The following is a 25,247-nucleotide window of genomic DNA, read 5'->3' as shown; positions in this document are numbered from 1 at the left end:
CATTATACCCCATAAACTAAACCACCAATAAAACAAACAAACTACAAAATAATTCCACATAACAACAATAACTAATATACCACATAATAAAAAATATAAATTGCCCAAGAGCATTTGATAAGAAATAACCAACAAAAAAATTAAACAAAAAAAGATAAAAACTTTAAGAAAAACACTATAATATAATTAAAATAATATTAAAGGACATTCGAGTAAATATTTGCACTGATTATCAAAAGAGATATAACATGAAATATGTATCTTTCAATCCTAAAATCCATGATGAAAATAAAATTGCAACATTGAAATATAATGTAGACTTTAGAACTTATGACAAGCTTTTCAAATCAAAAGAAAAGTCCATTGCCGCTATTGAAAAAAGTCTAACAAAAGACGAATGCATCAAAGTTATTTATGATGATGAAAATGTTATTGGAATGATAATTGTATACACTCATGATAAAAAACCTAAATCTCATTTCAGCTCCCTTAAACTGTTATTTATTGAAATATTGGATCATTTTGTTATTTGTGACATTAAAAAAGAGGATATTTATATTGCTGAAATAGCTATTGATGAAAATCAAAGGTCAAAAGGTTATGGAACAAAAGTCATTAAAGATGTTATTGATTATGCTCAAAAAAATGATTATAAAAGAGTTATTTTAGATGCAGATTTCAGAAATCCAAAAGCAAAAGCATTATATGAAAGATTAGGCTTTAAAGTTTATAATAAAAAATCTTTTTTAAAAAGAGGCATGTACAATATGGAATTCAAACTATCCTAAAATCCATTTAATCAATTAAGAATTTCATATTAAAATTAAAAATAAAAAAGAAAAAAAAGTATAGTTTAAAATATTAAGCTATATCAGAGTATAATAATCCAATAGCCCTTTGAGTAAACAACAGTAAGTATGGACTTATCACAACTGAAAGGAATGAGAAAATCGGCATAAAGCTGAAGAAAGCTGAGAAAAACATCTCAACAACAAGGCCAATTACAAAAATCAATATGACTACTGATATTACCTTACCTGCACCAATTCTTGATATGTCTTTTGCTGCTTCAAAAACATTTAAAGCTTCTCTTAAACTGCCAGTATTTGCAAGTCTTGCTTCAGCCATATATTGCAGGAATGAAAAGATTACAAATACAATTAAAGCAACAAAAATAGTAATAGCTGATGAAACAGCAAGATTGACTATTGCCTGAGCTAATCCATCATAAACAACAGCAGAACTTCCAGTATAAGTATCAGAAGCTATTAAAACAATTTGTTGAAAAACAGTCATAAAATTGCCATAAATATTTGTAAGATATCCTGCAACGACAGTGATGAAAGCAGGAATTATAAAGTAAACTATTGAAACAACAAAATTGTTAAATCCTGTGAAAAAATTTTCCCACCAGTCAAATTCTGGAACTTTATCATCATGTTCAATTCCGGACTTAACAACAGTGATTGAATAACCTAATAATATCCATCCAATCAACATTGCAACTACGCAAGCCAGTCCGCCCCATAAAAAACATTCCGGAGTAATAACTCCTAAAGCATACACTAATGTTCCTAGAACAGAAAATACACTTGCCAAAACTGATAATAAAACAAAAATTAATAATAGTTTAATGTTTTTTGATGGAAATACAAAAGCATCCTTAATTATTTCTATTACATCCATTTTAACACCATCTACATTTTATTAATACCTCTAAAAAGAGATATTAATAATTTATTAAAAAAGTAATATTTAAAAGTTGTTTAAAAATATTTAATTGAATTGAAAATTTTTTAAATAAAATTATTTTCATTTAATTTATATATACTATGAAAAACAACCTTTAATTATCCTTTATGATTATTTTATTCATTTTTGAATAGTTATCATATTACACCATCAGAATCTTGGTTCTGGAAAAAAATAACTTTAAAACACTGAATGAGGGTATAATCAATGGATAACAAAAAAATAATAATTATAGTTGGCGTAATACTTTTAATCATTGCAGCTTGCGTTATTTTTGTAATGCTGACTACAGTAAATTATGAAAAAATTGATATAACTCCAAACGGAACAACTATAGAAGTTCCTGCCAATAAAACAAAATACGCTGGAAATGTTGAGGGTGCTAAAATATGGAACTGGGACAATGGAATATTAGTTACATACAACAGCAACGAAGACAAAAATATTATCAAAGTAACTGAATTAGGTTTTAATAGTCTAAATAAGTTAATACAAAATGGAGAAAAACAAACCCTTGACGGTTATACATGTTATGTAATAAATGCGGATAAACTATTAGAAATCCACATATTTGACATTATTAAAGTAAATTATAACGGCAAATTTTATTGCATACCATTAGCTAATGAAACTACTCACGACAATCTCATAATCCTCTGCAAAGACAAGGACATGGCAGTCCATATGGCAAAATCAGTACAGTACAAAAAGGTTTTTCCAGACGATAATAAAATAAACAATACAATTTCCACTGTAGGAAACATAACTGGAGATTTACAGTCAAAAGCAAGTGAATTTGCAAACAATACCAATTTAAGTGAAATTAAATCTACAGTAGAAAATAAAACTGGAATTAATTTAGACGAAGCTCAACGTACAATAGAACAATACACCGGAAAATTACCCATATAAACTGATTAAAAATTTAAAAACAAATAAAGGCACTGATTACTATGGAAATTATTAAAGAAAAACAAACCCCAAAAAGAAACTTTAAAAGAAGTTTAATTGTATTTATCGGAAATGTATTAGGAATATATCTGATAAGTTTTTTAGGATTAGGAGTAGAATTTAATCAATTTGATGACATAATCCTTTTGGTACTATTCATCAGTTTAATTAATGCATTACTCTGGCCTGTTTTAACAAGAATAGCAATGCCTTTTCTTGTTTTAACCTTCGGTTTCGGAACATTAATATTAAACGGATTTTTACTTCAAATTTTCGCACCATTATTTGATATAGAAATAAAAGGTGCTGCAATGATTCTTGTCCCATTGGCAATGGCTGCTGTTACAACCATATTATCAGCATTAATAACAATTGAAGATGACAGTTCATATTACAGGTCTGTTTTAAGAGATGCTGAAAAGAAAAGAAAAACTGAAATTAAAGATTATCCTGGAGTAATAATTGTTGAAATTGACGGACTTGCTTACGAGGTTTTATGTGAAGCAGTAGAAAGAGGAGATATGCCTCATATTAAAGAAATGATTGACAGTGACAATTACACTCTTAGAATGTGGGAAACTGACCTGTCTTCCCAAACTGGTGCAAGTCAAGCAGGAATTCTTCATGGAAATAATGAAGACATTGTTGCATTCAGATGGATAGAAAAGAATAACGACAATCAGATGATGCAATGTTCAGGAATCACCAAAGTACCAGAGTTAGAACAGAGAATTTCAGATGGAAATGGATTACTTGTGGATAACGGGGCAAGCAGATCAAATTTATTCTCCGGAGATACAGACAATGTAATATTTACATTCAGTAAAATAATGGACTTTAAAAAATTATACAATAAGGCATGGTACTCAGTATTTTCCAATCCAAGTAATTTTGCACGTATAGTTGCTTTGTTTCTTGCAGACATAATACGTGAAATCTGGTCACAAATTGTGCATTCAGTCAAAAACATCAGACCAAGAATAAACCGTGGAATAGTATATATTCCAACAAGAGCCGCTACAAACGTATTTATGAGAGAAATTAATACATCAACATTAATTGGAGACATGATGATTGGAGATATCGATGTTGCATACTCAACATACTTGGGTTATGATGAAATAGCTCACCACTCCGGAGTCAGAGATAATGACGCATGGTTCGCCTTAAGGGAAATGGACAAACAAATCAAACATTTAACTGATGCAAACAAGTATTGCCCTAGAGACTATCAGTTTGTCATCCAATCTGATCACGGTCAGACAAATGGTGCTACATTTACCCAAAGATATGGTGAAACATTTGAGGATTTTGTCAAATCATTACTTCCAGAAGACATGACCATGTTTGCAAAAATGACTTCAAATGATGACCACTTTGCAGGAGACTATACTCCATTTTCAAGAAAAAATAAAAAAATTAAAAAAGAACAAAAAGAACAACAGGAATTAAGTGACTCTGAAGTCATCGTATTGGCATCAGGTAATCTTGCAATGATTTATTTGACACAATGGAGTCAAAGATTAACATATGAGGAATTAAATAACTTTTTCCCTGAATTGATACCTGGCATCATAAACAATGAATATGTCGGTTTCATTTTAGTTAAATCACAAGAACACGGCGATTTGGCTATTGGAAAAAATGGAACTTATTACCTAGACACCGATGAAATTGAAGGAGAAAATCCTCTTGAAGGATTTGGAGACAATATTGCTAGACATTTAAAAAGAACCAGTTCATTTGAACATACACCAGATATTCTAGTCAACAGTTTTTATGATAAAGAAGCTGATGAGGTATGTGCTTTTGAAGAACTGGTTGGAAGCCATGGTGGAGCTGGTGGAGACCAATCCAAACCATTCATATTGTACCCTTCAAGCTGGAATGTCAGTGACGATGAGATTATAGGTGCAGAAAACATTTATAAACTATTAAAAGAAAATTTAGCGGAATTAAAAAAATAATGTTGCTTATTAATTAAGTAACATTAACTGCAATAATGCAAATACTTAAAATTTTAATAAGATATGGGAAAAAAATTTTGAAATAATCCATATCTTATTTTTGATTATTTTTAATTAATGATTCCAATTCGTCCAAACGTTTGTTTAATTCCTTTTCACGTTTTTTATGGCGTCTTGATAAAATTGCAACAGTTAATGTTGCAGTACCTACACCGGATATTGTGTATCCTCCCCAAACTAAAACCAATGCAGTCAATTTACCAATACCAGTGCTTCCAAGAATTGCATAACCGTTACTTGTAAATGCATTTGAAACCATAACCAATGAACTTAACGGATCAACACTTTCTGCAACGGTTGTTACAAGGAAACTAACAAATATCACAGAGAATAATAAAATAATAGTAATCCCAAGACTGTTTGTCTCAGTATATTGCCTGAATTTGTCAAAATACACCTTGATAAAATAGGCATAAACAAGAACATGTATTATATAAATTGGCAAGAATATCATAGATTCATTAAAAACAAAGAGCGCTATAGATTCATAAGGTATTATCAGGAAAAATAACAATTTATTCTTCCAAGAACTATAATCTAAAGTAAATGCAATATATAATGATACAATAATTTGTACAGCAGCAACACCTATAACATCAGCTTCTTTAACAATAATAATATACAATATAAAAACAAAGAAAACTAACATCATTATCAAGTAAAAAACTTGTTTTAATGTTTGAACTTCTTCTTCAGGAAAATATTCAAGGGGATTTAAAACCCTACTCCCACTATTCTTTAATTTTTTATAAATAAATTTTCCGGCAACGAATAACACACCGAATATTAGAATTGCAACAACAAATTCTAAAATAATCATTAAAACTTCCATAACTATAATTTATCAATTCATTATATTTAATTTTTAATTTTGACAGAACTTTCATAAACCATTACAATAATTGAAATTAAAGCCTTGATGACATTAACGACTGTAATTTCATAATGAAAACTTACTTTTAACATTGATAGTTTACATCAGCCAACCTGCCAAATGATAGATTTGTTAATTTTAATTTACATTACTTAAACCAATTATTTTTTTGAAATGAAAATTGCAAATATAATTTTATTAAACCTCTCAAATATTTCCATTTGCCGAAAATATGTGACAATATTTAAATAATTTTGAAATAAAAATTTATATTATAATCAATGAAAGATTATTTTAAATTAATTATAATTGATTATAATTTTATTTAATTAGTATAAAAGGAGGTGAAAAAATAAAAAAGAAAACAATATTGATTTCATTAATGTTTATTTGTTTCATAATGTTATCCTTGAACTTTGTTGCTGCAACTAATGAAACCATATCCGGAAATGAAAGTGCATTACAAATGAATGAACCTTTACTTGAATCTACAAACAAGGATATTCAAATTGATGAAAAATTGAATGCAGTAGCGGAAGGCAAGGTAATTGAAATTAGACAGGATAATTATGAAAATTATTTTGATGCAAGAACCGGTAAAATATTAAAAACTGCAGATATTTCCGGTGGAGATACATTGAAAATAGGAAATATTTCTGAAAGAGCATTTGTTATTGATCGTCAACTGACTTTAATGCCTATCACTCCAAATAATCAAATTAAAAATGGTTTTATACATTTGGTTAAAGGAAGTGACGGCTCTACAATTACAAATTTAACTATTAATAATACAAAAGCTACATTGAAAATTCTAGGCGTTACTGTAGGCCAACTACATGGTATTTGGTTATCTCATTCCAACAATAACCTTATTTCATATAACACTATAAGAATAGCAAATTCCGGAGGAGTTTATGCAATGCCTATGGGATGGTCTAGTAATAATCGGATTATTTACAATGATATGAAAACATACATTAGTACCAATATCATTATGGGGGATTCACATAACAATTTGATTTCACATAATAGCTTAGAGGTTTTATCATATTCAGACATGTCTGTAACAAATTTGATTTATTTCAACCCGTTTAATCATGCGGATTATACTGGAACTCCATTATGTAAAGGCAACATAATTTCATACAATTATTTGAAAGGATTTTGCACATTACCGATGTCTATAATATTGCAGCTTGAATATGCTGACCATGAAGGTACTGTAGTTGCAAACAATACGATTATTAAAGGATCAATCGGAATTAATTTAAATGGGAACAATGTTTCTGTTTATGGAAATACAGTTTCCAATAGTGCAGTGGGAATTTCTGTTAGTGGAAGTGATTTTAGTGTTTGGAACAATACAGTAAGCGGAAGCAGTCAGCAGACTGGTATCAGGTCAGACTGTGCTGCAAACTCTAAAGGTATCATACATGACAACAACGTAACTTTCAGTGATGTTTCAATAGGCATGTCATTGGCAAACAACATTGAAGCATACAACAATAACATAAATATTAAAAACTATGGGGCAGGCATGTCCCTTTCAGGCCAAAATACTACTGTTCATCACAATAATATTAAAAATAATCATGATGCAGGTGTTTCAATATTAGGAAGTTATAATACAGTTAGTAAAAATATCATAACTACAAACAATATTGGCGTGACAATACCGTCCAGCCTAAACGGCAACGTCAGATACTACAACAACACAATTACAGACAACAAGATAACTAGTGAAAGTTATGGCGTTTCAATAATAGGTCTGGTTTATAATTCTGTTATTAAAGACAATATTATAGAAACCAACAGGTCAATTGGTATTAATATAGAAATTACAGACAAGCATTCCAATACTGAACTGGACAATATTGTTAATGGAGTAATTTTTAATTCAACTGCAATTATCATTAATGATGAAAACTTCTACCAATTCTTCGATGAAGACGGATATTTTGTCTATAAATTCGATGAAGGTAAATCAAAAGTAATCTTTTTGACATTTCTGACAAACAAAAATCTCGTTTTTGATGATAAAATCACAGTAATCAGTAATAAAATGGATAATCTCTTATTCAATGTTACTGTGAAATTTGAAGGAGATGCCGAAGGATCAGTTATAAGAGATTTCAATTTCATCAATTATGATAAGGAAGCAATTGTAATCGATAACGTTGATGACATTACCGTCAGCAAAAATAACATCACAGACATATATAAAAAAGGAAGCAAATCGAATTCTGCAATTTTAATCCAGGGCATTTGTAATAATGAGATAATTACTAAAAACAATATCTACATTAACTCCAAAACAGATTATGTTTATGCTATTACCGCACCTGCAATAGGTTCCAACGGAATAATGAACAGAGATTTCTCCAAAGGATTTGCAGTTAATGATAATACAATCATCATTATTTCTGATGGCATGGCAGAAGCAATTTATACTGATGCAATAGCTTATAGTGAATTTGATAACAATAAAATCAACATTATTGCTAAAGGTTATGCATATGGTATTGCTCTTGCAAATTTAATCGGAAAATTAGCTAATAACAGCATTACAAACAATGAAATAGTAATTTATGCTGATGAAATGGCCTATTTAATTGAATTGCACATGGTGGAAAACACCACAATTGCAAACAACACATTATATGGCGAAAGTAATGGTATTTACGGTGTTGGAGTATATAGCTCAAGCAATGTTACAATTGAAAACAATACTATTTCAGCATTTGGAGGAGATTTAAAGAATATTAAATCAGTTGAAGATGCATTAGGTATCGGAAATGCTGCAATTTCTTCCATAAGATTTGTAGACAATATCACAATTAACAATAATTTAATTATAACCAACATTACAAATCCTGTTGCTAAAATTAATGTAAATAGTGAAGCTAATGTAAACATATCTTCAAATTTATATGTCGTCAGTGATAGTAATTTCAATACATATTTCAGTAATAATGAATTAATTAAAGGAAATATTGAGGAAAACGGTAAAATATTGTTATATAACCTTACCAATGGGCAAATAATAAAAATAACTTCACCAGTTGTTATAAGCTCATATGACAACAATATTCCAACTACAGTTTCATTAATCTTAAATAAGGTATCAAATGTAACAATCTGCAATATTAACTTTGCAAACTCAACAATTGAACTTAAAAGTTCATCAAACAATACAATTGTTAACAATAGCTTTAACTCAGCAAAATCTACTCTATTAATTATCAATAGTGGTGAAAATAACACATTTGCAGACAATTCAATCAGCATTAATAATGATAAGATATCCGGAATTCAATTAACAAAAACAAATTCCAACAATATCTCAAACAATGAATTTAATCTTAAAGGAAACAGCATTAAAGCAATAATTCTCGATTCATCAAAAGACAATGTTATTGAAGGCAATATTTTCCTTTCAGATGCTAATGACATAATATTCATTGAATCAACAAAATCAATGAATAACAACATTATCAAAAACACTCTGAAAGGTAATGCATCATCAATATACGGATATTATGCCTCTAATTCAAATTATGGACACATTGTACAAAATAATATTGAAATTAAAGGAACTTCAAATATTACTGATCAATCCGGCGTATATATTAAAGGATCTTCTGCAAGAAATGATGTAATTGACAACCATATTGAATCATTTTCCAGAAATGGTGATGATTATGCAGTTATGATAATAGCTAATAAAAATTTATACAACAGCATTACCAATAACTTCCTGATGAGTTCAAATGGAGCTAAAAGAGCTAATGAAGCGGTTTATGCCCAATATGGAACTGTTAAAGATAATGCGCCTATAGATATCTATGTATCAGCAAGCGGCAGTGATGAAACTGGCGACGGAAGTATTTACAGACCATATGCTTCAATTACAAAAGCTATAGAAAACAGCTTGAATCATGCAGTAATTTATGTGGGTTCAGGACATTACAATGAAACAGATATTAACATTAACAAGAATGTTACTATATGCAGTAACGGCAAAAATGTTATAATTGACGCACAATCAAGCCAATTATTCAATATTGCCCAAAACGGAATTCTTTCAATAAATGGAGTCATTATTCAAAATGCCCATAATTTAAACGGAGGATCTGCATTTATAAACAACGGAAAATTATCCATTGTCAATTCTTCAATACGTAATTCCTCTTCATACTATGATAATTCCAATCCTGTATTTGACCAGGATGTTGTAAAAGACGAAGATAGTGAAATTACATCCGGCCACACACTAGACTGTAGTGGAACAGGTAAAGGAGGAGCCATATTAAATAATGGTGAATTATACATTAACGCATCTGTATTTTACAATAATTTCGGCCATACCGGAGGAGTTATAGCAGATTATGGAAAATTAAATATCGAATCATCAGTATTCCATGATAATCAGGCAGTTCATGGAGGAGTTATTTTTACTGACTCAAACAATGAGATAATCATTAAAAATTCATTGTTTATGAAAAACAGTGCTTTAACATCTCTTGATTATTGTACCATAAGAATCGCTGCAAGCACATGGTCTATTGATAGAGGATACACCTACACATATTCCTCACTTTGTGAAAATCCTACTGGTGAAGGAGGTGTAATCTACAGTAAAAATACGGACATCTTATTGGAAAATTCCACATTTATGGATAATTCAGCAAAAATTGGAGGAGTAATCTCAACTCCGCTCGATAGTTTAACATCCCGTTCAAATAACGCTAAAGTTAATTTAAAGATTAACGATTGTGAGTTTATAAACAATAGAGCTAATGATACAAGAAAATCATCAGGAACTGTTGATTTGAATAATTATCGCTATTATAGTGGATTTGATGGAGGAGTGATTTATGGAGCTTATAATGAATTGCAAACTACAAATTCAGAGTTCTATTACAATCAAGCTACCAATAACGGCGGAGTAATTTATGCTAAAGCTAATAATGGAAAACTTTTAGATTCCATATTTATGCTGAATACTGCCGGAACAAGCGGAGGAGTATTGGAAATTTCTAAAAACTTTATCATAGAAAGATGCATATTTTCAAATAATTCCGCAAGATATGGTGGTGCTATCGAATACGATTCCTATGAATACTATGGACATGTTCAAGACCACATTAACATTTATAACTCTACAATCTCAAATAATAGAGCTTTAAATGGAGGAGGTGCATTCAATATCGGATATGCCAATATTACAGTACGTGATACAAACATAGTTGATAATGTGGCACCTGCCGGAAATACAATTCACTCCAGAGTTATTGGAGGTCAGCAGGACATTGACATGAGATATAACTATTGGGGAAAGAAAGGACCGGATAATTCTGTATGGGACACTATGAGCCGTGACCGTTTCTATCCAATTACAAGAGAAATAATCAATTGGAAACCTCAGGTCGTTGATGATAATGAACCGGATAATCCTATTGAAGTAAATCCCAATGATGATTCAAAAGGACACGGAGGCAATGGAGACAATCCAACGGTAAACCCAAATCCAAGTTCAACAGAATCAAGTACATCAACAGGGAGAACTATTGGTGGAAATGGAAACAATGAGGGGTCAGGAAATACTTATGGACCTGGAAGCGGCACAGGCACTGGCGGAAGCGGCAGCAGTACCGGAAATCCCGGAACACCATATAATCCTGGAAATACCGGAAACACAAATTCATATGGACATATTCCTGGAAATACTTACACCGGTCAAACAGTAACTGGAAACTACAATTCAAGTACTACCACAAATTCAAAAGTGGACGGAACATCAAATTCCAACAGTCAAAGTAAAGTAAACAGTTCAAATGATGATTCTAGTTTATCAACTGTTGGAATGATATCCAATGCAGCAGCATCTTCAAGTTCTGATGGCGTAGGTCAAGGTGAAAGTTCCAGTTCAGCTGACAGTTCTGAATCCGGTGCTCAAAGTGTAAGTAAATCCTTTGAAATAACCGAAAAATTAGATGAAATAATCAATAATGATAAGTCAATGCAGACATTCATTATTTTAGTGATAGTTGTATTTGCATTATTAATAATTGGTTATAAGAAAAAAGAAAGAGAAAATAAAGAATAAATTCTTTTTTCCTTTCTATTTTACTTTTTTTATGAAAACTTTTTTATATTATTCTTTAATAAATTTATAGTATAATTGACAATTTTATAAATTTGTTGAGGTGTTATTAATTTTAAATAAAAAAATCATACTTGTATTACTCATATTAACAGTAACACTATCCTCCATAATGGTTGTTAGTGCTAATGATGACAATACTACATTTACAGAACTTAATGATGAACCAAATATAAATGAATTATATGTAAGTCCGAACGGAAGCGATGAAGATGGAATAGGCAGCAATGATTCTCCTTTTCAAAGCATAAAACATGCTGCGGATATTGCAGATAACAACTCCAAAATTATTTTAAAACAAGGAACTTACAGCGGATCTTTAAACACAAACATTAACATCAACAAATATTTAACAATAGAAACAATGGGAGATGTTACTTTAAATGGTGAGGGTAAAAATTATTTCTTTAAAATAAATAAGGACTCATCATTAATATTGAATAATATAAAATTCATTAATGCTTATACCGACTCATATTCCCAGCTGGGAGCAATTAACAATCAGGGAAAATTACTGGTTAACAATTCTTCCTTCAACAACATGAACAGCCTAATGTCAACATTTTACAATGAAGGAGAACTAATCATTGACAATACAATCATTTCAAATTCAAAATCTAAAAACATCGCAAAAAGTATCACAAATTTAGGTAACTGTACAATATCCAATTCTAAATTGAATGATGCAATCCAAAATGACAGAGATTTACCAAACATATACAACTTTAAAAACATTAACATTATTAAATCTCAGATTTCACATTTAAAGTCAAATGATGAATACGAACCCTCAAAATATCAGACAGGAGTCATCTCAATTGAAAATTCAACATTAACACTAATAGAGGCCGAAAAGGCAAATGCAAAACTTTTAAATTCTAACATTAACAGACGCTTTTCATTTGACGGATGTAATGTTTATGTTGATAACTGTAAAATATCTCCCTCCTCAGCAATTCAGTTTAACACATTATCAATCTTCAATTCAAATTTTACAGCAACAAATACAATATTTGATGTATCAATATCAAGCGGGCATACAAACTTTAACATAACTCATTCATCTATTTTATATGGAATTAGCGGCAGAGGAGATAAATCAATATTATATGCTCCTTATAACTGGTGGGGCGTGAATTCTGGTCCTGTAATTGAATATTTCAAAAATATTAATATAAGCAACTGGGCTATTGCATCTTTTGAAATAGAAGATGGAAACAATTCTGTAGGAACTTCATCAAAATTCATAACATCCTTTAAATGGTTTGATGGAAACAATATCTTTGATTTAAAAGAAAATGAATCACTTCCAACACGGCCAGTTTACTTTGAAGCTCAAAATGGAAGATTTTTATACTCTTCAGGAAGCCTGAGAAAAACATTTGAAAATTATCTTGTTGGAAATACACTGGACTGCAGCGTTTATTCAACAGTTGACAATCAAAAATTGACATTAACAATTGGAAAAGGATATTCAGCATATAATTATTTTGTAGCTCCATGGGGAAAAGACAAACCCGAAGCGGGCAGTTTAGAAAATCCATACCGATCACTTGGATATGCCATGTCTCAGGTTGTAGATGGAAATACCATATGTTTACTTGAAGGAAACTACAATAGCAGTTTAAATTCAAATATAGCTATTTCAAAAAATATTACAATAGTAGGACTCGGAAATGTTAAGTATTTAAGGGCTAATGGCGTTAACATAATAACCGTTCAAGAATTAGGAAATGTTAATGTTAAAAATATTAATTTCGGTTGCGAAGTAAGAGAATATGACGATAACCTGTTTTTAGTACGCGGAGGTACCTTGAACATAGAAAATTGTACATTTACATCAATTAGCTCAGGTGGTGTTATTTATACATCACCAGGAGTTGACAAAAACAGTTTAATAATAATAAAAAACAGCAGATTCTCAGACATCAGCGGTTCTGTAATAACCGGAAGTGCGGATGTTAATATAGAAAATTGTTCTTTTGAAAAAATTTCCAATTTCTATACAATTGCAGGTATGGAAAATTATAATGCATTGTTTACAATAACAGCGTCTATTGAAATTTACAACTCCGAATTTAAAGACAACAAAATGGGAATTATAACCCTGCACCCATTCACATATTCACGTTCATCATTGCTTGGTGCTTCAAATTCACAATATTCTAACGAATATACAAGATATGCATATATCGAAAATTCAACATTTACAAACAATATTTTTACAAACATGGACAATTCATACTCAACCAATGGAATCGGACTTGATATTGCAGACAGTTACGGAACATTTTATGGATTTATAAACAACTGTACTTTTAACGGCAATAGAGGAAAAATAGCTAAGGCAACTTCAGTTAATTCATCCTCATTTTATAACAATCACGGATGTGATTATGGAGGTAAAGCATTAATTGAAGCTGAATTGATTAACAATTCCCTATTTATCAGTAATTTAAACAGATATACTGACTATAGTCAGGCATCATATGGTGAAGGAATAGCCAGTGCCCAGACAATCACATATTCAACATTCATAAACAATCAAGCATCATTTGGAGGAGCTGTTTCAAATTCAAAAGAAATTCATTACTGCATATTTGTAAATAATACAGCACTATATTCAGGTAATGACATTTATTCCAATTCTGGAGATGTTGACTATTCAAGCAACTGGTGGGGGGACAACAAAAAGCCGGATGATTCCAAAATATTCATTTTCCTCGGAAATTTAAAATTAACAGATTGGGTAATAATGACTTTTGAATCCTACTATGAAAACGTTGTTAAAGCATCTCTGGACAATGTAGTGGATGATGACGGAAACATTAAAAAAATTGGAAAAATACTGCCGTCAAGACCTGTTTATTTCGCTATTAATTTTGGAAACATCACTCCCGAGTCAAGTTATCTTAAAGAAAATGTTGCTTATGCCAATGTAAGTTATAATTTAAATTCTACTGATTTTAAGGCATATGCAACTATTGACAATCAAATTTTAGATTTAAACCTTAGAAACACAAATACAATGATAATAATTGAGAATGTTACAGTTAAAGGAAACGATAACAAATATTATGTTGATTTGATTAATGCAAACGGTTTTAAAATTGCAAATCAAACATTAGCAGTGCAAGTTATTAATTCAGACAATGAAAGCAAAGTATTTACAATTAAAACCAATGATAACGGCAGAGGAAGTTTCGATATCGATTTTCCTATTGGAAAATATGACGTTCTAGTTAATTACTATGGAAATGGATACTATGAAAAATCCAGTGCTTTGGCAAAAATAGAAGTTGTAACATTATTTACTGAGGTTATATCATACAACTACTCATATTATGGCAAGAATAATATATTTTATGGAATTTTACATGATGAAAACGGCAAAAATTTGGTTAACTACAATTTAACATTTACAATCATCTCATCTAATGGAGAATCAAGAACAATCACTTCAAATACTAATTATTACGGCAGAAGTGAAATCGTACTTAATTTAGCACCTGGAGAATATGACATTAAAGTGGAATACTTAGGAGATTCCTGGTATGCATACAGTTCAAATAGCTCCCACATAGTAATCAAAGCTGTTAACACAACACTGATTGCTCCTGATTCAACATTATACGGTGAAGGAAATCTTTACAACATCACTTTAAAGGATTCCTACGGAACATTAATCAAAGGAGAAAACATTAATGTTGAAATCTCACAGGGAAATCTAACCGATAATTTCATATTGCAAACAAATGAAAATGGAATAGCCCGTTTAACTGTCAACTATTTGCCGGGAACATACAATGTTAAAGCTACCTACAAAGGAGATGACATTTATGAATCTGCTGAAGATTCCGGTAAAATAACTGTCAACAAGGTTTTAACAATCGTGACAGGTTTCCACCATAAAGTAATTCCATTAAATGGTATTTATAGTGTTGTTTTAAATGACATGTATGGAAACAGAATTAACAATGGAACTATAACTCTAAACTGCTATCAGGGAAAATTAATTAAAACTTACAGCAACACAACAGATCCTAATGGAGAAGCATCATTTGTAATTGATTTAGCTGAAGGAACATACCTGACAACAATCGATTATGACGGAAGCCTATGGTATAATGATGCAACAAACGCAGCAACCATTGTAGTTGACAAGAATGCAGTCCTCGAATCAGTTAGTCTTAATGCAACAGATTTAGTGCAATATTACGGTGAAAACAAATTCTTTAAAATCGATTTTAACGATCCTAATGCATACAGCCAATATGGAAAAACAATAACCGTAAGTATATCCAATGAAAATTGGTCCCAATCTTTTGATGCAGTAACAGACGCATTCGGCACTGCCCGCTTACAAATAAAACTAAACCCTGGAGAGTACAATGTCACCTACAAATACTCAAATCCATACTACAACATTTACGGAAGCGGTTCAAATAAAATAACTATCTATAAAATGCCAGTCAGCTTAACCGCTAATGACCTGATTATAAACATCAATGAGCAGAGATTATTCGAAGCAACATTAAAAGACATTAACGGCAATGCGATTTCAAATATGCAAATCCTCATGAAACTAAATGGAAATGACTATATAATTACAACAAATGACAAAGGAGTAGCTAGCCTGCCTTTAAATTTAAATATAGGTGAATATGAAATCGAATACAGTTTATCTAATCCCAACTACATTTACTCATCAAATGCAAATAAGATTTTAGTTGTTGACAGCAAACAGACATCCACACAGATAATTGCCGAAGACATTAATGAAGATGAAAATAATCCAGTTAATTTCACATTAACATTAACAGATTGCCTTAATAACGGCATATCTTACAGTGAGGTGACAATTGAAATAATTAACTCCAACGGAAAATCCATTAAAAACATCACCGATGTTACTGACGCAAATGGTAATGCAATATTTAAATTTAATTTAAACTATGGAAAATACACAGTTAAAGCAAATTTCCAAGGAAATGACATATATTTACCAAGCAGCAGCGTTAATGTAGCCAATATCGAAAGCAGTGACAACCGTACAAAAACAGTGATATATACGGATAATGTTCAGATTAGCACTAATGATACATTTACTATCATTTTAAGAGATGAAAACGGCAAATTGCTTTCAAATAAAGAGATTACATTCCTTATTAAAAACATGGCATATTCCACAAAAACAAACAGCGAAGGAAAAGCTTCCGTTAAAGTTGATGTCACTTCAGGAATGCACAATGTTAATGTCATCTTTAATGGTGACGATAATTTAAGACAAAGCTCCAATCTGGTTAAATTATATGTTTCAAACTTATTTACAAAAATTTACGCCCCTAGTCTGATTAAATACTACAGAAATTCAACCCAGTTCCATGCCTTGCTAACTAGCGATTCAGGAAGGCCAATAGCTAATCAGATAATGTCTGTTGTATTGGACAGTGCAATATACAACTGCACTACAAATGAAACCGGATGGATTACACTGGACATTAACTTAAAGCCAGGCCATTATGATGTCGAATGCTATTTTGCGAATGAAAGCTCTGAAGAATATTCATTCAATAAGACAACAATTGATGTTTTAACAACAATATTGGGCAAAGATGAAGTTAAAGCTTATGGTGACAGCCCATATCTAACTATTAAGTTTTTAGATGGTCTTGGAAATGGAATTAAAAATAAGGATTTCATAATAGGCATTGACAAAACAAATTACTACGCAACAACAAATGATGAAGGAATATTCTACTTTAATTTAAATTTGAATGTAGGAAACCACATCATTTCAGTTATAAATCCTTTTGACGGATTATCTGAAAGCTATAAATTAACAATAACACCAACAGTAATAGTAAATAACCTTTTAAAGGTATTAGGAGATGGCCAATATTACATAGCTACATTTTATGATAAAAACAATTCTTTAATAACAAATAAAAACGTTAATGTAATAATAAATGGAATAAATCACACATACAAAACAGACAGCGAAGGCAATATAAAATTAAGTATGGAACTGAATCCTAATAACTATCTTGTAACAACAATCAATCCCGTGACTGGAGAATATGTTGAAAATACAGTAAAAGTGCTCAGTCCTATAAGTGAAAATAAAGATTTAACAATGTATTTCACCAGCGGATCTAAATTCAAGGTACGCATAATTACTGCAGGCGGCAAACCGGCAGGTCAGGGAAAAACAGTTAAATTTAAAATCAACAGTAAAACCTACACAACTAAAACAAATAAAAATGGTTATGCATCTTTAAAAATCAATTTAAAAGCTAAAAAATATACAATAACAACCCAGTATGGAAAATACAAAGCAACAAATAAAATAACAGTAAAACCACTCTTAACAGCTAAAAATATATCTAAAAAGAAAGTTAAAAAAGTTACATTTAAAGCAAAACTTGTAACCTCCAAAGGTAAAGTTGCTAAAGGTAAAAAAATAACTTTCAAGTTTAAAAGCAAAAAATACATGGCTAAAACCAATAACAAAGGAATAGCCAGTATTAAATTAACATTGACCCCTGGAAACTATAAAATACATACAATTTACGGCAAATCTAAAATTTCCAATAAAATAATTATTAAAAAATAGGGAAAATTTAACCTTATTTTTTAAATTTCTTTTTTAAAACTACCTATTATTCAATTTTTCAACAAAATATCTTTTAAATATATTTTAGTTGTCACAAATTAATTAAATAAATATTTAATAAAACTTAAATATACTTTATGATAAAAATAACTTACATGTATCAAATTTATTTGAATACATAAACTTTATAGAGGTCGAAACTTTGAAATTTAATAAAATTTTATTTTTAACTATTGTTTTATTGGCCATATTATCTTTGGGAGCAGTAAGCGCTCAAGATAATGGAACTGATGATGTAACATCAGTCAGCCAAGACAATACAATACAATTAACAATAAATGACGATTCAAAACTTAGTGACGATGCTTCAACAACATATAACAAAACAGTATATGTTGATACTGCAAAGGGTTCTGATTCCGGAGCGGGAAGTGAAGCAAGTCCATATGGAACAATAAATAAAGCTATTAGCGATGTTAATGCATCTGATATTGCTGTTATTTATTTAGGTAGTGGAACTTATTCTGGGGACAACAATACAAACTTAAATATTGTTTTATCCCATAAAAATTACAATGGAAGTTTAACATTAATTGGTGCTGAAGACGGTACCACTGTAATTGATGGAAATGAAGAATCTCCAATTATTGCAGGAATAAGTGCTGACTCAATTGTTACCTTAAAAAACATTGTATTCACTAAAGGTAAATCTGACATGGGTTCAGCAATTAGGTCAGCCGGAGATTTAACAATTGATAACTGTGTATTTGAAGAAAATTATGTTACCAATTTGGCTGCGGTTTATTCTGAAAAAGGTAACTTAACTATCACAAATTCTAAATTTATCAAAAATTCAGGCAATCAATATGTCGATTTATATTTCTCACATGAAAGTTTAATAACATTAATTAATAACACCTTTGAAAGCGGTTCTGCAACAAGCTCCTGGGCAGACACTCCTGCCGTATATGTAAGTTATGGAAAATCAGTTATTAAAGGAAACACCTTTAAAAATTTAACCAGCTCCCGCAGTGCAGCAGGTTTAGCTGTAAGATACAACAATAATGATAACATTGGAAATATTACAGACAATACATTCATCAACTGTACTTACACAGGATCAAATGGTGGAATTGTATTTTTCCAAAATTCTTATCTCAAAGGCAATAAATTCATCAACTGTACTTCTACAACATCTTTACTTTATGCTGTAACTGATTTCAATGCAAAAGTTACTTTTGAAGATATAAAAATCGACGGTACACGTTTTGTCTTAAAAGCTAATGTAACTGATGATGGAGACAATAATGTTCAAGGTGCAAAAGTCATTTTCACTATTGACGGTGCAAAAATCGGTGAAGCAACCTCCGGTGCAGACGGTGTTGCATCCTTAACTGTAAACAAATTATTGGAAAACGGTAACCACACAATTTCAGGTACACAAACTTATACTAATGCTAATCCTTTTGATGTGACTGTAATTGAAGGTAATGCAGCTGTAGACTTTGACCACACCCCTGCTGAAGTATGGGTTTCAACTGAAGGAAATGATACAACAGGTAATGGTAGTGAATCCAATCCATTTTTAACTCTTAAAAAAGCTTTAGATTATGGAACTGCTGCTACTGTTGATTTAACAGTCCGTATTAAAGATGGTTTATATAACGGATCTGAAAACAGAGACTTATCCTATTCCAATGTTGGAAAAATTACAATTATCGGAGAATCCTATGGTAATGTCATCATTGATGCTGAACATGCAAAATCCGGCAGTGGATGGTTTGCATCCGCATCAAACATATTCTCATTTGATCAAAACCTGGAAATCAAACTAGTTAACTTAACCTTAATCAACTGTGACGGCCGTCCAGTGAATGCATATACATTAACAATGAATGACAATATTGTAATAAACTCAAGTTCTATCCGCGCTCAATCACCTAATAACGGAGTACTCATTGACAATTTAAAAGTCATTAACGGAACTAATCAAGCAATCAATGCTTATAATTTAAAATTAACCAATTCCTTATTTGAAAATTGTAACGGCGGTACTTCTACCGGTTTATTGTGGATAGCTTCTAATGGAGATAATGTAATGTATTTGGAAAACAATACCTTTAAATGCAACACAATCGAGGGAATGTCCGGCGGTGCAGCATACTATGCTCAGGGTGATTTAGTAAGTATCAACAACACTTTTGACTCAAATACAGTAACTGGCTCTGCATCAAATATTGCTTATGCTAGTGGTAATTATATCACTTCCATAAATGATAAATTCATCAACAACAATGTAACCAATTATGTTGCACAATATAGAAGTTCCGGCGCCAATCCTACTGAAATCATTGTGGAAAACATTACCTTCATCAACAATAGAGCATCTACAAATGGTGCAGGATTAGTAACTACCGGTGCTAAAATCAAAGGCGCTAAATTCATAAACAACACTGCTGCAGGCAATGGTGGAGCAATATACATATTAAACCATGATAAAACTTCTCAAGTATGTGAAATGAGTATTGAAGATGCTACTTTTGAAGATAATAGTGCAGCTTGCGGAAATGATATATACATAGCTCCGAGCTCAGGAAGCAATGTATTTGCAAACTTAACTGATTTAACAATCACTGCAAACAGCCAAAATGTAACTGAATTATCAGACATCATAACCGTAACCGTATCCCATCCATCAGGTGCAATTATCGGAGGAGGTCAAGTAAAATTCTACTTTAACGATTCCATAGTTGGTAAAGCTGATTTAATTAATCAAAATGCAACATTAGAATATGTCGGATTTGAAAATGCTACCGAATATGTATTCACAAGCGTTTATGAATATGCAACTGAAAACGATACTTATGTAAGCGGTATTATATCCACAAACATTGCTGAAGCTTTAGACAGCATAGAGTTATATGTATCTAACAGTACCGGTGATGACGAAAAAGGTAACGGTAGTGAAAACAATCCATTCAAATCCATTTCTAAAGCATTAAGCGAAGGTTATAAAAAATCCACAAACATCACAGTACATGTTTTAGAAGGTAATTACACAGGTGAATTTAACACTAATTTAAGAATTCCAACAACTGTTGATGTATTGCTTGTCGGTGAAGGTGCAGATAAAGTAATTATCTCAGACAGTGAAGCTGATTACTTCATAACTGCTTTAGCAGGTAATGCTAAATTAACATTAGCTAATGTTACATTAAATAGAGCTGCTCGCGATACCCAATCTGCAATTTATGTTGAAGAAGGTGCTAATGTTGAAATTAACAATGTCAACTTCATTGGCGGACAAGGTAACTACGGTGGAGCTATCAATACTGCAGGTACTTTAGTTATAAATAACTCTTATTTCAATGATAATGGTTATGTTGATTTTGCTAAACGTGCGAATGCTTATTATGGTGGGGCTATTTATAATGATGGTGTTTTAATAATAGATAATACTACTTTTGAAGCAGACCATGCAGGAAGACTTTCTGAAATTTCTACCCAAGGCACATTATATGTCAATAATTCAAAATTCATTGATAGTATTGGTGCAAATGCTATGAACATGGATTTGGTAGCTATTGGTGCTTTCGGTGGTCAGAAAGGAAATATCACTATTGAAAACACTCTTTTCATGGTTACCAATAGAACAATTAATGAATTAACAAACAGAGTATACAACCCAGGAAACTCATTAACCTGTTTAGCTATCGGTTCATGTGAACATGCACTAATCAATAACTGTACTTTTGTTGATGAAGGTGCAAGATTCAGTCCTTATGTATTTGGTGGAATCAACTCATGGAACCTTGCAGGTGGAGGTTACACCATGGTTCCTGGTGATATTGAAGTTTACAATTCCACATTCAGAAATGTGCAGGCTGTAAATGTATTCTATTCAAGAACTGATGGTATGTCATATCATTCACAAAGAGTATTTGACGGATGTTTATTTGATAATGTTGAATATGTAATAGCTGCTTTAAATACTGGTAATTTCTCAATTTCCATATCCAATTCTGTTATTTTATCAGATGATTATACTAAAATAGGAATTGCTACCGGTAAAACTATTAATATGAGTATTTCCAGCAACTGGTGGGGAAGCAACAATGCTACCTATAAAAACGCTACAATCGGAACTTCCAATTTCATTAGCAATTCTGTTTTAAAACTCAGAGAAATCGGTTCAAAAGTAGTTAACCCTGAAAATTACTTGGTTTTAACATTAAATCAAACTGGTGACAATATTGAATTGGCATTCAAATCATTCGATGGTGAAAATTTAACTGATTATGACGAATCTTTATATGCTAGAGATTTCACAGCTGAAGCTACTGGTGCAGTTTTAGAAATAACTAATGGAACTATTACTAATAAAGTAACACTTCCTGTTAGTGTTGATGGTGGAAGTTATGTAATTGAAGCAACAGTTGATAATCAAACTGTCAATATAACTGTTGTAAGAAAAGACTCTCAAATAAGTATTGATTCAATTAATAATGATTTGAGTATTAATGCTTCATTAACTGACAGTGAAGGCAATCCTATAGTCAATGCAACTCTTTCATATGAAATTGGCGATGTTAAAGAAAATGTCACTACTGATGAAAATGGTAGCTTCAACATTCCATGTGTTGCTAACGGTGACGTATTAATTAAATTTGAAGGAAACGCTGTTAATCTTGCTTCCAATAAAACTTTCACATTTAATGGAGTTATCAAACAAGAAGTTACACCTGAAATAGACGTTCCTAGTGATGTTAAAGCTGGTGATGATGCAACAGTAATCATCACAATTGCAAATGCAACTGGAAATGTTTCTGTTTTTGTTGACAGTATTGAACAAGTAGTTCCTTTAGATGAAAACGGTATGGCTATTTTAACTATTGAAGATACTACTGAAGGTGACCATTCTATTGTAGCAGTTTATTATGGTGATAATAATATTGCTCCTGCAACTGTTGCTGAAACTTTAACTGTTACTAAAACAACCCCTGACATTAATATTACTGTTCCTGATGTTAAAGTTGGTGAAGAAGCTAAAGCAATTGTTGAATTACCTGATGATGCTACTGGAAATGTAGTTGCTACTGTTGATGGAAAAACTGCAGGCCAAATGATTGTATATGGAGGTACTGTTGAACTCCAATTAGGTGAATTAGCAGCTGGAAACCATACAATCATGGTAATCTACTCTGGAAATAACATTTACGAAAATAGTTTTGAAATTACAGACATTACTGTTGAAAAATTGACTACCAACATAACTGCAGAACCTGTTGAAATAACAGAAGGTGAAACTGCTGTTGTAACTGTTAATGTTGATACCAATGCTACCGGCGGTGTTTTAGTCGATATTGATGGCAATAAGTTCTATGCCGATATTGTAAATGGTACTGCTAGTGTTAACATTGTTGGTTTAGCTGCTGGTAACTATGTTGCTAATGTTACCTATAAAGGTGATGATAAATATAGCGAAGCAACCGGCAGTGCTGCCATTACTGTTAATGCAAAACCTGACCCTGTTCCTTCTGATGTAAATGTTACTATGCCTGTTGACTTTAAAGTTGATGAAGAAGCAAATGTAACTGTTGATATTCCAGGTGCTAGCGGAAACATCAGTGTTATTGTTGATGGTATAGAAACTGTTGTTGCTTTAGATGAAAACGGAACTGCTGTTGTACCAATTAACATGACCCCTGGTGAACACAGTGTTGTAGTTGTTTACTTAGGCGATGAAACTCACGCCCCTGCTGTAAAAAGTGTAACCACAAATGTAGCTATATTGACCAGTCAATTCAAAAACCTTACACTTAACGGTGATTTAGTGCTCACTGGCGTATTGGTAAATTCCATGGGTGATGTAATAGCTAATGCTACAATCGCTTACACAATAGGTGCTAAAAACGGTACTTTAACTACTGGTGCAGACGGTTCATTCTCCATAGTTGCTGAAAATAATGCTGTTTTATCCATTGATTATGCAGGAACTTCTGATGTGGTAGGAACTAATATTGATATTACCATTCAAAATATTGCTCCTTCCAGATTAAGCAGTCAGTTCAATGTTACTGAAGGTATTTCCATTAAAACCTATGCTGTAGATTCCAAAGCTGGTGAAATTGGTCAGACCACTTCATTTAGATTAACTGACTCTAACGGAAACCCAATTGTTAACGCAACAGTTAAATTCGCATATAAAACAGTTATTCTAAACAGAACAACAGACGAAAATGGTATTGTATTTATTGGTATTAACACTCAAGTAGCTCAGGAAGCACTCTGTGCAATGTCATATCTTGGTGACGAAAAATACAACGCAACATTCGTTGCATTCAGTTTCGACATCCAGAAAAAACCTATTACAATCACAGCTCCTGCTAAAACTTACAAAGCAAGTGCAACCAAAAAATACACTGTAACTATTAAAACTGAAAAATGCAACTCCAGAGATGGAAAAGTTTACCTCAGTGCTGGTAAGAAAATAACCATGAAAATCAATGGTAAAACCTACACAGCTAAAACCAATGATAAAGGCCAGGCTACATTCAGCCTCAGCATTACCAAAAAAGGTAAATTTACTGCATCAGTTAAGTTTGCAGGAGATAAGACATACGCTTCAGCAAGCAAATCCGTAAAAATAACAATTAAATAGAAGTGATCAATCACTTCTAACTTTTTTTCTTTTTTAAATCTTTAATGATTACACCGCTCACTTTATAATCAGAATTGGCAAACGAAAAAAATATTTTTCAATTTTTGAGTCTGTAAAATTTTATAGGCTTATTTAATTTTTATGTGTTTTTGTGTCCAGTTTTGCATTTGGAAGTCTAAAAAGGTTAGAATTCCATTTTT

8 protein-coding genes are annotated in these 25,247 nt (G+C 31.4%); 6 read left to right on the top strand and 2 right to left on the bottom strand.

From position 1 onward, the window contains the following. The first annotated feature begins 248 nt into the window (after nt 1-248). The gene (locus QZU75_RS09885; RefSeq protein WP_296883407.1) at nt 249-788 is read left to right on the top strand and encodes an N-acetyltransferase; all 540 of its coding nucleotides are present in this window, start codon (nt 249-251) and stop codon (nt 786-788) included. A gap of 73 nt (nt 789-861) precedes the next feature. Here QZU75_RS09885 and QZU75_RS09880 read toward each other — a convergent pair whose 3' ends face one another. Then, the gene (locus QZU75_RS09880; protein ID WP_296883405.1) at nt 862-1,686 is read right to left on the bottom strand and encodes a DUF4013 domain-containing protein; all 825 of its coding nucleotides are present in this window, start codon (nt 1,684-1,686) and stop codon (nt 862-864) included. Nucleotides 1,687-1,959: 273 nt separating this feature from the next. Between QZU75_RS09880 and QZU75_RS09875 the strand changes: the two genes are divergently transcribed. After that, nucleotides 1,960-2,664, top strand: coding sequence for a hypothetical protein (locus tag QZU75_RS09875; protein ID WP_296883403.1), 705 nt, complete (start codon nt 1,960-1,962; stop codon nt 2,662-2,664). A gap of 41 nt (nt 2,665-2,705) precedes the next feature. Then, nucleotides 2,706-4,670: a phage holin family protein gene (locus QZU75_RS09870; protein ID WP_296883401.1), complete on the top strand. Its 1,965-nt coding sequence runs from the start codon at nt 2,706-2,708 to the stop codon at nt 4,668-4,670. A 94-nt stretch (nt 4,671-4,764) separates the two neighbouring features. On the opposite strand, the gene QZU75_RS09865 is transcribed toward QZU75_RS09870, so the two are convergent. Next, entirely contained in the window at nt 4,765-5,550 is a 786-nt protein-coding gene (locus QZU75_RS09865) for a hypothetical protein (protein WP_296883400.1), read from the bottom strand. Between the two features lie 454 nt (nt 5,551-6,004). On the opposite strand from QZU75_RS09865, the gene QZU75_RS09860 reads away from it, so the two are divergent. From QZU75_RS09860 to QZU75_RS09850, 3 genes are all read left to right on the top strand, one after another. Continuing rightward, nucleotides 6,005-11,713 (top strand): right-handed parallel beta-helix repeat-containing protein, encoded by a 5,709-nt coding sequence (locus QZU75_RS09860; RefSeq protein WP_296883398.1) that lies wholly within the window; start codon nt 6,005-6,007, stop codon nt 11,711-11,713. 169 nt (nt 11,714-11,882) lie between these two features. Further along, nucleotides 11,883-18,386: an Ig-like domain repeat protein gene (locus QZU75_RS09855; RefSeq protein WP_296883396.1), complete on the top strand. Its 6,504-nt coding sequence runs from the start codon at nt 11,883-11,885 to the stop codon at nt 18,384-18,386. Between the two features lie 202 nt (nt 18,387-18,588). Further along, entirely contained in the window at nt 18,589-25,047 is a 6,459-nt protein-coding gene (locus QZU75_RS09850; RefSeq protein WP_296883394.1) for an Ig-like domain repeat protein, read from the top strand. The last annotated feature ends 200 nt before the right edge of the window (nt 25,048-25,247 follow it).

This window comes from uncultured Methanobrevibacter sp. (assembly GCF_902764455.1).
Classification (GTDB): domain Archaea; phylum Methanobacteriota; class Methanobacteria; order Methanobacteriales; family Methanobacteriaceae; genus Methanocatella.
The sequence above is the reverse complement of the archived record's forward strand: the minus strand, read 5'-3'. Positions and strand labels throughout refer to the sequence as shown.